The organism is Dietzia lutea (assembly GCF_003096075.1).
Lineage (GTDB): Bacteria > Actinomycetota > Actinomycetes > Mycobacteriales > Mycobacteriaceae > Dietzia > Dietzia lutea.
Genome location: NZ_CP015449.1, coordinates 3,305,147 through 3,320,179, shown reverse-complemented (window position 1 = coordinate 3,320,179; position 15,033 = coordinate 3,305,147). Strand labels below are relative to the sequence as shown.

General features: G+C 74.2%; 9 protein-coding genes and 1 pseudogene. 5 read left to right on the top strand and 5 right to left on the bottom strand.

Features of this window, described 5'->3' with window-relative positions:
- Positions 1-53: 53 nt before the first annotated feature.
- Both argJ and A6035_RS15160 read left to right on the top strand, forming a co-directional pair.
- Positions 54-1,292, top strand: a complete 1,239-nt coding sequence (gene argJ / locus A6035_RS15165) for a bifunctional glutamate N-acetyltransferase/amino-acid acetyltransferase ArgJ (protein ID WP_412523626.1) — start codon at positions 54-56, stop codon at positions 1,290-1,292.
- 14 nt (positions 1,293-1,306) lie between these two features.
- The gene (locus tag A6035_RS15160) at positions 1,307-1,792 is read left to right on the top strand and encodes a nuclear transport factor 2 family protein (protein WP_412523627.1); all 486 of its coding nucleotides are present in this window, start codon (positions 1,307-1,309) and stop codon (positions 1,790-1,792) included.
- Between the two features lie 65 nt (positions 1,793-1,857).
- On the opposite strand, the gene A6035_RS15155 is transcribed toward A6035_RS15160, so the two are convergent.
- The 3 genes from A6035_RS15155 to A6035_RS15145 all read right to left on the bottom strand — a co-directional run bounded on the left by A6035_RS15155 (position 1,858) and on the right by A6035_RS15145 (position 5,515).
- Entirely contained in the window at positions 1,858-2,895 is a 1,038-nt protein-coding gene (locus A6035_RS15155; protein WP_108848610.1) for an alpha/beta hydrolase, read from the bottom strand.
- A gap of 119 nt (positions 2,896-3,014) precedes the next feature.
- The gene (locus A6035_RS15150; RefSeq protein WP_108848609.1) at positions 3,015-4,892 is read right to left on the bottom strand and encodes a long-chain-acyl-CoA synthetase; all 1,878 of its coding nucleotides are present in this window, start codon (positions 4,890-4,892) and stop codon (positions 3,015-3,017) included.
- The gene (locus A6035_RS15145; RefSeq protein ID WP_108848608.1) at positions 4,889-5,515 is read right to left on the bottom strand and encodes a TetR/AcrR family transcriptional regulator; all 627 of its coding nucleotides are present in this window, start codon (positions 5,513-5,515) and stop codon (positions 4,889-4,891) included. The genes A6035_RS15150 and A6035_RS15145 overlap by 4 nt, the downstream gene beginning before the upstream one ends.
- A gap of 155 nt (positions 5,516-5,670) precedes the next feature.
- Here A6035_RS15145 and A6035_RS15140 point away from each other — a divergent pair, with 155 nt between their 5' ends.
- Both A6035_RS15140 and A6035_RS19455 read left to right on the top strand, forming a co-directional pair.
- A complete protein-coding gene (locus A6035_RS15140) occupies positions 5,671-5,859 on the top strand; it encodes a DUF2613 domain-containing protein (protein WP_007631397.1) in 189 nt (62 codons plus the stop codon).
- Positions 5,860-5,895: 36 nt separating this feature from the next.
- A pseudogene (locus A6035_RS19455) lies at positions 5,896-9,456 on the top strand (alpha-(1->3)-arabinofuranosyltransferase domain-containing protein); the annotation flags it as partial.
- 965 nt (positions 9,457-10,421) lie between these two features.
- Here the strand turns inward: A6035_RS19455 and A6035_RS15130 are convergent.
- Positions 10,422-11,660, bottom strand: a complete 1,239-nt coding sequence (locus tag A6035_RS15130; protein WP_108848607.1) for an acyltransferase family protein — start codon at positions 11,658-11,660, stop codon at positions 10,422-10,424.
- Between the two features lie 104 nt (positions 11,661-11,764).
- Here A6035_RS15130 and pgfA point away from each other — a divergent pair, with 104 nt between their 5' ends.
- A complete protein-coding gene (gene pgfA / locus A6035_RS15125; protein WP_108848606.1) occupies positions 11,765-13,111 on the top strand; it encodes a cell envelope lipid trafficking protein PgfA in 1,347 nt (448 codons plus the stop codon).
- 555 nt (positions 13,112-13,666) lie between these two features.
- Here pgfA and A6035_RS15120 read toward each other — a convergent pair.
- Positions 13,667-14,926: a polysaccharide biosynthesis protein gene (locus tag A6035_RS15120; protein ID WP_108848605.1), complete on the bottom strand. Its 1,260-nt coding sequence runs from the start codon at positions 14,924-14,926 to the stop codon at positions 13,667-13,669.
- Positions 14,927-15,033: the final 107 nt, after the last annotated feature.

The following is a 15,033-nucleotide window of genomic DNA, read 5'->3' as shown; positions in this document are numbered from 1 at the left end:
TGCGCGCGTTACACGGTCATCCCGGTTCCGCGCGGCAGACGGCGGCAGTAAGAATGGAGCACATGACGCCGCCCACGCAGCCCGCCCACGATCCCGTCCCGCTCCCACCGGGTTTCCGCGCGCACGCGGGATCCGCGGGACTGCGCGAGCGCGGTGACGACGTCTTCGTCGTCGTCAATGACGGTCCCTCCCCGGCCTCGTCCGCGGTCTTCACCCGCTCCCTCTTCGCGGGGCCGTCGGTGGTGCTCAGCCGTGAGAACGCCGCCGGCGGCACGGCGCGCGGCGTGGTGGTGGTCGCCAAGAACGCCAACGTCGCCACCGGCGAGCAGGGAATGGCCGACGCGCGTGAGGTGCTCGAGCGCGCGGCCGGCGCGGTGGACGTGGCCCCGGGGGAGCTGCTCATCGCCTCGACCGGCGTGATCGGCCGGCGCTACCCGATGGACAAGCTGCGCGCGCACCTCGACGGCCTGGCGGGCGCAACGTTCGACGCCGACGCCGTCGCGCTGGCGACCGCGATGATGACGACCGACACCCACCCCAAGACCGCGCGGGTGGAGGTGACGACGACGACGGGCGGCGCCGCTCAGGTGGTGGGCATCGCCAAGGGTGTCGGGATGATCGAACCGGACATGGCCACGATGATCGCCGTGCTGTTCACCGATGCCGCCGTGGAGCCGGGTGTGCTGGACTCCGCGTTCAGGGCCGCGGTGGACGAGACCTTCAACTGCCTGTCCGTCGACACCGACACCTCGACCTCCGACACGGCCATCGCGCTGGCGAGCGGGGCAGGCGATCCGGTCGGCGAGGTCGAACTGCGCGAGGCGTTCGAGGCCGTGTGCCTGGACCTCACCCGCCAGCTTGCCCGTGACGGCGAGGGCGCCACCAAGCTGCTCACCGTCGAGGTCACCGGTGCGCGGGACCGGGCCCAGGCCAAGCGGGTGGCCAAGGCGATCCTCAACTCCCCGCTGGTCAAGACCGCGGTCCACGGGGCCGATCCCAACTGGGGCCGCGTGGCGATGGCGATCGGCAAGTGCCACGACGACACCGACATCAACCCGGAGCGGGTGCGAATCGTCTTCGGCGACCTCGAGACCTATCCCGCGTTCCCCGGCGAGGCCGAGCTCGAGCGGCTCACCGAGATCATGCGGGCGGAGGAGGTCACCATCTCGGTGGACCTGGGTGTGGAGGGCGGCTCGGGTGTGGAGGGCGGCGCCGCGGACGGGTCGTGCACGGTCTACGGCTGCGACCTCACGCGGGAATACATCTCGATCAACGCCGACTACACGACGTGAGCAGGGCCGAGAATGTGGGCGCGGCGGGGATCGGCTCGGGCGCCGCGCTGACCAGTGCCGACCTCGAGGCGATTTGGGCGGTGTTCGCCCGCCGCCTGTACGTCATGGACACCAAGCAGTGGGACGCCTACGGGCCGTGCCACACCGAGGACGTGGTGAGTGAGTCCTGGGCGGCCAGCGGAGGCGCCGCCGAGGTGCGCGGACGGGAGGCGCTCACGGCCGCGATCCGCCAGACCCTCGACGGCGAGAGCCCCGTGACCAGCGTCCACCACGGCCACACCCCGCTGCTCGAGTTCACCGGCCCCGACCCGGAGACCGGCGAACCGACCGCGAGCGGGGTCTGGGCGATGGAGGACCGGCTCTGGTGGCGCGTCGGCGACCGAGAGCGTCGACTCCACGGCTGGGGCCACTACCACGAGCGGTACCGCCGCGTGGACGGGCAGTGGCTGATCGCCTACCGCCGGCTCGAGCGGATCCGGGTGGACACCGGCTGGGTCTGAGCGGGTGCGTCAGACTTGTGCGGGCGCGCCCGCCTGAGCTCAGCCCGCGGGGTCAGCCCCTGAGCTCAGCCCGCGGGGTTGGGGCTGCGGCGGGCCATCGCCAGGATGGTGTCGCGGGTGTCGTGCCAGACGGTGCCGGTGATGTCACCCCACGGGTCGTGACCACCGGTGACGAGGGAGACGCGGGCGGGATCGCCGGCCCGGCGCGCCGCCCGGACGTAGGACTCGGACTGCTCGGGGAGCACGACCTTGTCCTCGCGGCCGTGGACGCACACCACCGGTATCCCGGCGGGCAGGTGCGTCACCGGCGAGGCGTCGACGTACCGCTGCCGGCGGTCGTTCGGGCGGCCGCCGAGCAGATCGTGGACGTACCTGTCGCCGGCGCGTTCGGCCATGAGCAGGTCCGCGACGCCCGCCAGCGAGACGCAGCCGGACACCGGCACCACCGGTCTCGATCCGGGCAGCGAGGACGGCAGCCGGGCCCGCCCGGCCACCCACAGCGCCAGGTGCCCGCCCGCGGAGTGCCCGGCCACCACCACCCGGCGTAGATCGAGCCGATCGCCGATCTGCGCGGAGACCTCGGCGAGGTGGTCGACGGCGTCGCACACGTCCGCCACCGTGGTGGGCCAGCCGCCGCCGGAGTCCACGCGCCGGTACTCCACGTTCCACACCGCCACGTCGAACGACGCCAGGTCGCGGGCCTGGTTCTCCATGTACGTCAGGCCGAGCGAGTCCTTCCAGCCCCCGCCGTGGATGAGCACCACCACCGGCAACGCCGGGTTCGCCGAGTCGGGCAGGTGCAGGTCGCCGAACGACTGCCCGTCCGTGTCGCCCGGATCGGCGTAGTGGAACCGGCGGGGCTCGCGCACGGGGACCGCCCCCTCCGGCGGTACGTACGGGCGCGGGGCCACGGACTCGGCGCTCTGGCCGCGATCGAGGTCCTCGTCGTCGTCACCCCGCCCGATCGCCGAGGTCAGGGCCCACCCCGCCGCCCCGCCGAGCGCGGCCGACAAGCCGATCAGCAGCGAGCGGCGGGACAGGTCGGCGCGGGCGCGCGGGAGGCGGCCCGGTGCGCGACGGCCGGTCGCGGGGCGGCTGGGCATGCGGCGGCGGTACCTCCTGGTGGGGTCGTCGGCCGGCGCTGAGGCCCCCGTGCTCCGGGCCCGCCGCGGTCAGGCGGTGCTGCCGGTCAGGCGGCGCTGCGGTCAGGCGGTGCTGTGGGTCAGACGGTGCCGGCGACGACGTCGTTCTCCGCGCCATCGTAGAACGGGACGTACCCCTTCTCCTTGGACAGGACGTAGAGCGGGTCGTCGAACGCCTGGGTATCGAAGGCCTGCTCGCGCAGCTCGGTCTTGCGGCTCTTGTACGTGGAGGTGTGCTCGAGCTCCTTGGACAGCCGTATGAACAGCGGCACCGCGTACGACGGCAGGGAGTCCCGCAGGTGCTCGGCGAGCGCCGCACCGTCGAAGTCCGACTTGTCGTGCAGGCGGATCGCCGCCATGCCGGCCTTGCCGTCGGCGTCCGGGACCGCCACGCCGTACACCACGGCCTGGTCCACCTCCGGGCGGGCGCTGATCGCGGCCTCGACCTCGGTGGTCGCCACGTTCTCGCCCTTCCAGCGGAAGGTGTCGCCCAGCCGGTCGACGAAGGAGGCGTGCTTGAGACCCTGGTCGAGCATGAGGTCGCCCGAGACGAACCAGGCGTCGCCGTCCCTGAAGGCGTCGCGGACGATCTTCTTCTCCGTGGCCTCGGCGTCCGTGTAGCCGTCGAAGGGCTGCGAATCGGAGATCCCGCTGATGAGCAGGCCGGTCTCGCCCTTGCCGACCTTCCGCAGCCGGCCGTCGTCGCCGCGGCGGGGCTCGCCCGTCTCGGGGTCGTAGTCGACGATCGCGAAGTCCATCGGGCAGTACCCGGTGGTCCGCGGGACGTTGAACGCGTTGACGAAGGCGATGTTGCACTCGCTGGCCGCGTAGAACTCGCAGATGCGGCCCACGCCGAACCGCTCCCGGAACTCGTCCCAGATCTCGGGCCGCAGGCCGTTGCCGGTCATAACCCGGATGGAGTGGTCGCGGTCGCCCGGGCCGGGCTCCTGGTTGAGCAGGTAGCGGCAGATCTCGCCGATGTAGATGGCGGCCGTCGCCCCGGCGGCGCGGGCCTGGTCCCAGAACTTGGACGCCGAGAAGTGCTCTTCGATCGCCAGGCACGCGCCGGCCGCGAGGACGCAGCCGAGGGCCACCGTCAGCGCGTTGTTGTGATACATCGGCAGCGGGCTGAGCAGGACGTCGCCCTTCTTCAGCCGCACGCCGGACAGGCCGAACCCGGCCATCGCCTTGTTCCACCGGTAGTGGGACATGGTCGAGGCCTTGGGCAGGCCCGTCGTGCCCGAGGTGAAGATGTAGTACGCGGTCTCCGTGCCGACCGTCTCGTCGGCCTCCGGCGGGTTGACGTCCCCGACGTCGTCGCCGAGGGTCGCGAGCTCGTCCTCGAGCCACGTCAGATCGGCCAGCTCCTCGGGGCGGTGTCCCGCGGTGAAGTCGCGGAAGGGCAGATCGACCTCGGAGCTGACGGCGACGAGCTCGCCGATCCAGTTCTCGCGAGGCACGGACTGCACGGCCTCAGCGCACTCGGCGCCGACCAGCACGAGCTTGGACTCGAGGATCTTCTGGGAGTGGTCGAGGACCTCCCCACGCTGGTGGTGGTTGAGCAGCCCCACGGAGGCGCCGACCTTGACCGCGCCGAGGATCGCGAGCAGCACCTCGGTGCGGTTGCCCATGCAGATGCCGACCGTGTCACCGCGCTCCACGCCGCGGGCCTTGAGGACCTCGGCGAACCGGTTGGCGCGGCGGTTGGCCTCGCCGTAGCTGATCTCGGTGCCGAGGAACTTGAGGAACGGCGCGTCGGGCCGGGCGGCGGCGAGCTTCTGGAAGCGGCGGCCGATCGAGACCTTGTCCTTGCTGCGGGAGGTCTGCACGATCCGCAGCCCGTTGAGGACGGACGGCAGGTCGGCGGCGAGGGAGGGCAGGCCGCGGGCGAGGTCGGCCGGGGTGAGCGTGCGGGCGGCCCCGGACCGGCGGCCGGTGGCGGTGGTCTTGTCGGTCACGACTTCTCCTCTGTGGGCGTGGTGAGTGACTTGGCCGGATCGCCCGCGAGGCCCCGCCAGGCGAGCTCGACGACGACGCCGGCGGCCACCGACGTGGGGATCGACCGGTGCGCGACGCGGTCCGCGACCGCCTCGCCGGCTCCGACCAGGGCGGTGGCGACCACCTCGAGCACCTCGCGGCTGCGCTCGTCCCCCGAGTTCTGCGCGAGCAGATCGGTGGTGAGGTCGACCAGCACCGTCCGGGTCTTCTCGACCTCCTCCCTGAACTGGGGTTCGGCGAATGCCTGACGGTAGACCACATTCCACGAGTCGGTGTGGGCGTCGACGAACTCGAGGAACGCCTGCACCACGTCCTCGAGCCGACGGCGGGGGCCGACGCTGCCGGTGGCGGCGGCGGTGAGGTGGTCGATCAGCCGACCGGACTCGCGGACGACGCACGCCGCGAACAGTTCCTCCTTGGAGCCGTAATACAGGTACAGCATCGGCTTGGAGATGCTCGCGTGGCGGGCGATGGTGTCCATCGAGGCGGATCGGTAGCCGAGATCGGAGAACACGCGGATCGCGGAGTCGAGCATCTGTTGCTCGCGGATCGCACGTGGGATGCGCTTGGTCCCCGTCGTCACAGGTCTCCTCCCGGCGGGTCGCGGTGTCATGTGCCACACCCAACTTACCCGCCGGTAAGGACTTGTGGGAGCCGCTCCCCGGATCCGGCGCCCCGACGGGTGTTACGCTTCCGGCGTCGGTGTGCTCGGCAGCACCGCCGGACACCCATTGTCACGTGAACCCCAGGGAGACCACGATGAGCTTCGGCACCGGAGCGCTCGCCAGCGCAGTCGGCGGAATCGTCCTCGGCGGCATCGTCGCGTTCGGGGTCAACACCGCGATGGCCGAGAACTCCATCCCGGACGTGGCGCAGCCGCCCGCCGACCAGGCCCTGCTCGGCCAGGTCGAGTACGGCGCGCGCTGACGCCCGCCGCTTTCGACTCTCTCCACGCCGGCGTAGGTGATCCGCGGGGTCCGTCTCGGCGCCGGCGCGCGTGACGCGGTCGTCGCGTTCCTCGCCTTCCTGCTGCTGGCCTGCCTGCAGTCCCCCGGGTTGATCGCCCCGGACACCAAATACGACCTCGTCGCGGCCCCCGGCCGCTTCCTCGCCCAGGCCACCCACCTGTGGACCGGCCAGTCCTTCGCCGGCCAGGTCCAGAACCAGGCCTACGGCTACCTGTTCCCGCAGGGGCCGTTCTTCGCGCTGTTCGACCTGATGGGGATGCCCGCGTGGCTGACCCAGCGCCTGTGGTGGGCGGTCGTGCTCACCGTCGCGTACATGGGCGTGGTGCGCGTGGCCGCCGCGCTGCGCATCGGCACCCGCCGGACGCGCCCGGTCGCGGGCGTCCTCTACGCGCTCGCCCCGCGCATGCTCGGCGACCTGGGGTCGATCTCGTCGGAGATCTGGCCGGTCGCCCTCGCGCCGTGGGTGCTGCTGCCGGTCATCCGGGTGCTGCAGGGCCGGATGTCGCCGCGTCGCGGCGGGACCGGGGCCGCGCTCGCGCTGGCGCTGATGGGTGCCGTCAACGCCGTCGCGACCGCGGTGGCGTGCCTGCCCGCGGTCCTGTGGTGGGCGCTGCACCGGCCGGGCCGGACGTGGGCGCGTTTGGCCGCGTGGTGGGTGCCGCTGTCCGCGGCGGTGTGCGTGTGGTGGGCGGTTCCCCTGGCACTGCTCGGCCGGGTGTCGCCGCCGTTCCTGGACTACATCGAGTCCGCCGAGGTCACCACCCGGTGGGCGTCGGTGACCGAGGTGCTGCGCGGGGCCGCGACGTGGGTGCCGTTCGTGTCCACCGACCGCACCGCCGGCGCGGACCTCACCAGCGAGCCCGCGTTCGTCCTGGCCACCGGCGTCCTGGCGGGGGCCGGGGTCGTGGGCCTGCTGATGCGCGGGATGCCCGCGCGCGGCCGGCTGCTGGTGATCGCGGCCGTGGGCCTGGTGGCGATGTCGGCGGCGTGGGTGGGCCCGGCCGGTGGCGGGCTCGCCGAGACGGTGCGCGCCCTCCTCGACGGCGCGGGCGCCCCGCTGCGCAACGTCCACAAGTTCGAGCCCCTGCTGCGTCTGCCGCTCGTGCTGGGCGTCGCGCACCTGCTCACCCGATTGCTCGGCGGTCTCGACCGCGAGCGAGCCCCCGGCGCGCTGGCCCATCCGGAGCGCGACCGGGCGGTCGCCGTGGCGATGATCGTCGTGCTCGCGGCGGGCGTGTCGGTCGCGCCGGCGTGGCTCGGACGTCTCGCGCCGGTGGGCTCGCACCAGGACCTGCCCGACCACTGGCCCCGGGCCGCCGCGTGGCTGTCGGAGAACGCGCCGGTCGACCGCCCGGGCACGGCCGGCGACGGTGCCGAGGCCGGTGCGGAGTCCGACCCGGCCGCGACCACCCGCGCCCTGGTGGTCCCCGGCGCCTCGTTCGGCCGCCAGGTCTGGGGCGTCACCCGCGACGAACCGCTCCAGCCGCTGGCCGAGACGCCGTGGGCGGTGCGGGACTCCGTGCCGCTGCAGCCCGCCCCCGCGATCCGCGCCCTCGACGCCGTGCAGCGCCGCCTCGCCGACGGCCGCGCGGCGCCCGGCATGGCCGCCACCCTGGCCTCGCTGGGCATCGGGTACCTGGTGGTGCGCAACGACCTGTCGGTGGATTCCGCCGCGCCGCGCCCGGCGCTGGTCCACCAGGCCGTCGACGGCTCGCCCGGGCTCGTGAAGGTCGCCGAGTTCGGCGAGCCGGTCGCCGCGCGGGGGGACGACGTCGGTGCGGAGGGCGCGGATGGTGACGGCGCGTTTGGTGACGGCGCGGGCGGTGACGGCGCGGGCGGTGACGGCGACGCGGGCGGGGCTCGCGGCGGGAACGGGGGCGACGACGACGAGGTGGTCGTCCACGATTCCGGGCTGAGGCCGGCGTATCCGGCGATCGAGATCTACCGGGTCGACTCCCGCCTGGGGTCGGACGCGACGCCGCCCGGACCGCCCCGGTCGGCGACCGCCCCGTACACGGTGGAGGTGCGCGACCTGCCCGTGGTCGCGGGCGGGCCGGAGGCCCTGTCCCGGCTGGACGACCTGCTCGCCGAGCGGGACGCCATCGGCTCGCCGCCGCGCGTGACGCGACTGCTCGAGGCCGACGCGCTCGCGGCCGGCGTCGACCCCGCGTCCGACCCGTTCCCGAGACCGCGCCCGCTGGCGTCCACGGCGCCGGTGCTCACGGACTCGCCGACCGATCGCGAGACCGACTTCGGCCGACTCGACCACAACTCGTCCGCCGTCCGCGCCGAAGGCGACCCGCGACGCAGCCGTGGCGCGGTCCCCGATTACGCGGCCAGCGTCGGGGACGGGGCGGCCGGCGTCGCCGGCGACGAGCCGCCGCGGACCCGGGCCCGCTGGTGGGACGCCCGGGTGAGCGTGTCGTCCTCGGCGGCCGACTCCGCGCAGACCGGCCCCGTGCGGCCGTCGCACTCCGTGGCCGCGGCCGTGGACGGCGACCCGGACACCGCGTGGCGCTCCGGCGGGTACGGCTCGGCGTTCGGCGAGTGGATCGGCATCGACCTGCCCGAGCCCGTCGACCGCGCCGTCCTTCGGCTGACCGTCCCCGCGCCGGCAGTCGGCCCCCAGGTCACCGCGCTTGAGGTCCGCACCGACACGGGGACCACCACGGTGTACCCGCGCGCCGACGAGGAGACGACCGTCGCCCTGCCGCCCGGCCCCACCGATCAGGTCCGGGTCACGGTCACCGGCGTCGCCGACGGAGGCCGCGGCTCGTACTTCGAGGTCTCCGAGATCGGGCTCAGCGCCGACGGCGAGGACATTCCGCTGCTGCGGACCATCGCCCTGCCCGAGCGGGCCGACGACGCCCGCGCGCCGTCGGGCTGGTTGCTGCGGCAGGAACTCGCCGGCCGCACGGACTGCGTCCACGGCGGCAGCCCCGCCGAGGGACTCGCCGGCGCGGAGGAGGCCACGGGCGCCGCCCGGTGCGCCCCTGAACTGGCGATCGCCCCGGAGGAGCCCGGCCGGTTCGCCCGCCTGCTCGACGTCCCCGCCGACACCGCCGTCGCCCCGCAGTTGCTCGTGCGGCCGCGCCCCGGCAGCGCACTGGACGACGTCCTGCGCGGCGACCCCACCTCGCGGTCCCGGCAGGTCCGCGCGGAGGGCGACTCCCTCGTCACCGATCCCGCGGGCGCGCCGTCGGCGGCCGTCGACGGGGACCGCTCCACCAGCTGGCACGCGACCGACGCCCCGTCGCCGTCGCTCGGGCTGCGCCTGCCCGGACGCCACCTCGTCGGGTCACTGCGGCTGTGGGCGCCCCGCTCGGACGCGCCGGCGGCGCCGCGGGTCGTCACGATCGACACCGGCCTCCAGCGCACGCGCGTCGACCTCGCCACGCTCACGCCCGAGGAGGACGGCTCCGTCGTCGTCGACCTCCCCGCCGACCACGCCGACCGCGTCACCGTCCGCGTCGACAGCACCCGCGACGTGCGCACCCCCGGCGGGGCGCCCGTGCCCGCCGGCATCGCCGAGGTCTGGGTGCAGGACGCCTCCGGCGCCCGCATCGGCGCGCTGCCCGCCGCCGACGACGACCCCGTCGCCCTGACCTGCCAGGACGGGCCCCGGCTGCACATCGGCGACGGGGTGGTGCGCACGCGGATCACCGCGTCCCGCCGGGCCCTGCTCGAGGGCCGCGCCGTCCCGGCCGAGCTCTGCGACGAGTCCCCGGTCCCGCTCCCCGCGGGACCGCAGGAGGTCTCCGTGGATCCCGGTGAGGCGTTCTCGGTGGACACCGTGGGCCTCGTCGTCGTCGACGGTCCCGGCTCCACCACCGGCGGCGAGGGGGCCGGCGGCACGACATCGGCCGGCAGCACCTCGGCTGGCGCCGCGCGCGTCCTCGGCGGCGCCCCGCAGCCCACCCGGGCCGTCACCACGGTCCGGTGGGACGACGCCCACCGCGAGCTGCGCGTTCCCGCCGCCCCGCGCGAGCGCGTCCTGGTGGTCCCCGAATCGGTCTCGCCGGCGTGGCGGGCGCGCCTGGTCGCCGACGACGGCACCGCCCTCGCGGACCCGCGGGCCGTGACGGTCGACGGGTGGAAGCAGGGCTGGGTCCTGCCCGCCGCCACGACCGGCGCCACGCTCGTGCTCACCGTCCCGCTCGACGCGCCGTACCGGTGGGCGCTGCTCACCGGGCCCTTCGCGTTGCTGCTGGTCTTGCTGCTGTTCCTCGTGCGCGGCCACCGCGACCGGGCCGGGGCCCGCGCGACGCCGTGGCCCGGACGCGGGCCCGTCACCGTCGCCGCGACCGCGGCGGTGGGCTACCTGCTCGCCGGGCCCGTCGGGCTCGCGGTGACCGCCGGGCTCACCGCCTGCGCGCTGGCCGCGAGCCGTCATCTCGGCGTGGGAGGGGCGCGGCGGCTGCTCGTCGGCGGCGCCGGCGTGGGGGTCGTCGCGGGTGCCGCGCTGCTCGCCCGCGCACCGTGGCCGGACCCGCTCGGCTACGCCGGGGACGCCCTCGGGCCTCAGGTCGCGACGGTCGCCGGGCTCGTCTGCGCGGGGCTCGCCGCCAGCTGGCCGTCCGCCGGACGCCCGCGCGGCGCGCTCCGGGGAGCCAGCCAGCGCTGGGACGGGACCTCCACCAGCGCGTAGCTCGCCGCCGCCACCACCGCCGAGATCACGGCGGTGACCAGCCAGACCGTGAGCATCCGGCCCGAGAACATGGGCACCGACGCGATCTGGAACGCGAAGTGCAGGACCAACACGTGCCACAGGAACACGCTGTACGACCACCGGCCCAGCGTGGTGAGAATCGTCGACCCCAGAACGGCGAACCGGTCCCGGTCCGGCGACAGGGTGACCGGCGCCAGCAGGCAGAACGCGACCACCGCGCCGAAGGCGGTGCGGGCCGCGAACTCCGGGCCCGAGGGGTGGACGAAGCCCTCGGTGAACCACTGCGGGACCGTGGTGGCGAGGAACGCGGCGGCCGCGACCGCCCACCACGCCCACCGCGCCCGCGGGTGTCGGACCAGCGCCGCGACCCGCCCGGGTGGCGCCGCGACCAACTCGGCGAGGATCATCCCGGCCGCGAACCAGGACGCGAACGCCGGGGGCAGGATCTGGTCGTTGATCCGCTCGGGAAGGCCGAGCTCGTACCACGGCACGAGCGCCCAGCCCAGGCTCGCCACCCCCACGGCCGCGATCGCCGGGATCCGCCACCTCGCGGCCGGGCCGCGCAGCCGCACGAGCGCCCACCACAGCAGCGGCAGTACCAGGTAGAAACTCATCTCCACCGACAGCGACCACGCGTGCGTCAGGCCCTCGACCAGCGAATCGGGCACGAACACCTGGGTGAGCGTCAAGTTGGACGCCCAGGTGGATATCGACGCGCGGGCGTTCTGCGGGAGGAGGAGGAAGACCGCGGCGACCGCCACGAGGTACGCGGGCATGATCCGGACCAGCCGTGAGCGCAGGTACTCCACCGCCGGACGGGCGGTACCCGGGCCGCCCCGACGCGCGTGGAGGGCGTGCGCCCGCCACAGCAGGAACCCGGAAAGCGCGAAGAAGACGGCCACGGACAGGTCGAACCGGCCCCACACGCGGTGGATGAACGAGCCCGTGGAGGAGCCGGTCTGGAACGCCACGTGCGTTGTGAGGACCGCGAACGCGGCGACGGCTCGCAGACCTTCCAGCGCCGGGGCGAAACCGGTCGCCGACGGCAGAGTGCCGACTCGGTGGTCGGGGGTGCCGAATGCGTTCTTCATCACTGTTAATCTTCTCCTGATGATGGTCCGGCCGGGCAGGCACCCCGGCGGTTACCGGGTGGTAACCCGGCGGGCCCAGGGCGCGACACCAGGAGGACTAGGCGATGGCACGTCAGAGCAGTTCGGCGGGACGGAGGTCGTCGGTACCCGCACTGGTCCTCGTCGGGCTCGGCGCATTCCTCATCACTATTGCACTGGCTCTCGTGTTCTTCGTCGTGCCGGCGCAGAAGAAGACGCCGCTGGACATCAACTCCACCACCGTCACCGACACGGTGCCGGGCGCGGTCCTCGTGGGCGGTGCACTGGCGTCGAACACGCCCACCGAGCTCAACGCCGACCGCGCCGAGTGCCGGGCGCCCGAGGCTCCCGCCGAAGAGGGCGCCGGTGAGGGCGAGGGTGCCGAGGGCGAGGGTGCCGATGGGGGCGAGACGGTCGAGACCCTCGACGGGCCCGAGGCCGACGACTCCGACGTGCAGCTCCCGGTGACGTGCTTCATCGACAACGACATCCCGCTCTACTCGCAGCGCCGCGTCCAGGCCGTCGAGCCGTCGGACTCCGACGTCATCACCATGCAGGCCGCGCAGTCGTTGCTGCGTGAGGACAAGGCCGGCGGCGACGATGTCGAGTCCCTGATCAACGCCACCATCGACCGCGTGACCGTCGACCGCGTCTCGGCGATGCCCGTCGACGAGGCGACCAGCACCCTGCAGGTCGTGGCCGGCGGCGCCGGCGGTGACGACGCCCCGACGGGCTTCGTCCGCGAGGGGCTGCAGTACAAGTTCCCGTTCGACACCGAGCAGCGGGCCTACGACTACTTCGACGCCAGCACCTTCACCACCAACCCGATCGAGTTCGTCGGCGAGACCACCGTCGGCGGCATCGACGCCTACGAGTTCCGCCAGGAGCTCGGCCCGATCGACATGTGGTCCTCGATCCGCGACCACTTCGCCTCGATCTCCGACGGCTACGACCCCGCCGTCGAGTCGGTCCTCGCCAGCTACCGCCGCGAGGGCATGACCGCCGGGCAGTGGGGCCTCGAGGGCGACCCCGAGCGTGCGGTCGACATGCGCCGCTTCTACACCAACACCCGCACGGTGTGGGTGAACCCGGCCACCGGCCAGATCGTCAACGGCAAGGAGGACATCTTCCAGTTCTTCGCCGAGGACCAGGCCGAGGCCGACGCGTTCTTCGGCGACAAGGCCCGCGTGGAGGAGGAGAGGACCGAGCCCACCCGCACGGCCGTCCGCTTCCAGTCCGGCTGGAACGAGGAGACGCAGCAGGTGACCCTCGCCGGTGCGCAGGACAGCGCCGACACGCTCAACACCTTCGGCCGCGTCGTGCCCGCCATCCTGGGCATCCTGGGCCTGATCTCGCTGATCGGCGGAATCGTGCTCGGCCTGCGCGGTGGCCGCGGTGGAACCGGCGGTCGCGCCGCCCGGGCGCGCGCCTGAGCTGAGCCGGCACCCGCGGCCGGCCCGGCCGCGGGTGCCGCGCAGGCCGGGGCCGGCCGCGGGTGCCGCGCCGGTCCGCCTCCACGAACATCGACAAGAGCGTTCCGCACACATCAGCCGAGAGGGCGTGTGCGGGACGCTCTTCTCGTTGGGTGGCGGACCCACGACCGACGCGCAGCCGGCTGCGGAACCGGCCGGCTGCGACACCAGCCGCCCGTCTCCCACGATCTGCCCCTCGGATCGCGCGACGCGCTTCGGATTGCGTTTTGCCCCAGGAACTCCGAGAGCGAATCGCGGCGCGAGGGGCGAATCGCAATTCGAGGGGCAGATCGCGCGCCGCGAGCCCGACGCCGGCCTCGCCAGTCCCGCCCCGGCAACCGCTCCGGCATCCGCGTCACCTATCGGATTGCGCGCCACCTATGGGATCCGTTTGTTGCCAACCTGATCGTGAGACAGGTTGGCAACAAACGCGGGGATCGGATCCCGTAGGTGAGGCGCAAATGGATAGGTGACGTGGCTCGGCTGGCGGGGCGCGGCCCGCCCAGCGCCCTCACCTCAGCTCACTCGCGACCGGAGCGCGCGCCATCCGGCCGTGATCGTGGTGAGGACGACGGCGACGAGCGCGGCGGCCAGGACGCCTTCGACCTCGCGGGGGGCGAGCCACACGGCGACGGCGGTGAGCACCAGCCCGCACCACGCGATGCCGGCCTCCACGGTCCGGTCGGAGGCGATGGTGGCCAGGAGGAACGCCTGCAGGACGCTCAGTGTCACTCCGAGTGCGGCGAACGCCCAGAGGAGCCCGGCGACCGGCCGGTAGTCCTCGCCGACGACCACCGGCACCAGCGGCGCGGCCACGGCGGCCCCGATCACGACGACCGCGCCGATGCCCAGCAGGACGGCCACCGCCGAGCGGACGGCGCCCCGGTGTCCGACCGGGTCGGCCATCCGCGGGTAGAGCACCGTGCCGACGGCCTGCGGCAACCAGAACGCGGCCTTCGCGGCGACCGCCCCCAGCGCGTAGCGGCCCGCGTCCTCCGGGTCCAGCAGTGCCCGCGCGAGGAGCAGGTCGATCGAGGTGAGGGCCATCATCACCAGCTGCACCTGGCCGGCGGCGAGCACGGCGGCCACGCCCGGCGAGGTCAGGGCCGCCCCGTTCTCGCGCGGCCCCCCGACGACCGAGTTCCCTCGCGTCGCAACGCCCGCCGAGTCCCCGCGCGGCCCGGACGTCACCTGCGCCGCGACGAGCCAGGCCACGCCCACGCCCACGGCCCCGGCGGCGAGTGCGGGTCCGACACCGCCGCCCGCAGCGAGTACCGCGACGGCGGGGGCGACCTTGCCCGCGCCGGCCAGGGCGAGCACCACGCCGAGGGCCCGGAACCGCTCGGCGCCCTGCAGCAGCCCCTGCTCGGCGGCGAGCAGGCACAGCACCGGGCCGGGGGCCAACGCGGCGGCCGTGGCCCACACCGGGGTGTCGAGTAGGAGGGACACCGGGACGACGGCCAGCGCCGCGACCACCGCGACCAGCAGCGCGACCCGTCTGCCGAGCGCGCGCAGGACGTCGTGGGGGACTCCGCGGACGTGCTCGCGGGCCACCACCGCCTGCAGCGCCAGCGAGGGCACGGCCACCAGCAGTTGCGCGGAGAGCAGGGCGGCGAACGCGCCGTAACCCTCGGGGCCGAGCCACCGCGAGGCCGGGAGATGCAGGAGGTAAGCGGCGATGTTGGCCAGCATCGACCCGGCCGTGACCGCCCCCGCGCCGGTCAGGACGCGCCTGGCGGCGGAGCCGGGTGCCGCCTCGCGCGCCTGTTGGTCCACATCGGTGATCGTAGGGGGCTGTCCCGCGGCCTCTCCTGTGGGCCGGGCGACGCGGTGGCGCCGGGTCGGCCGCCCCGGCCAGGGCGATCGGGGCGACCGGCGCGCGT

Bases quoted from the DNA above. Each gene is read 5' to 3' on its own strand.
- argJ (WP_412523626.1), top strand. From the start codon at position 54: ATGGAGCACATGACGCCGCCCACGCAGCCCGCCCACGATCCCGTCCCG.
- A6035_RS15155 (WP_108848610.1), bottom strand. From the start codon at position 2,895: ATGCCCAGCCGCCCCGCGACCGGCCGTCGCGCACCGGGCCGCCTCCCG.
- A6035_RS15130 (WP_108848607.1), bottom strand. From the start codon at position 11,660: ATGAAGAACGCATTCGGCACCCCCGACCACCGAGTCGGCACTCTGCCG.
- pgfA (WP_108848606.1), top strand. From the start codon at position 11,765: ATGGCACGTCAGAGCAGTTCGGCGGGACGGAGGTCGTCGGTACCCGCA.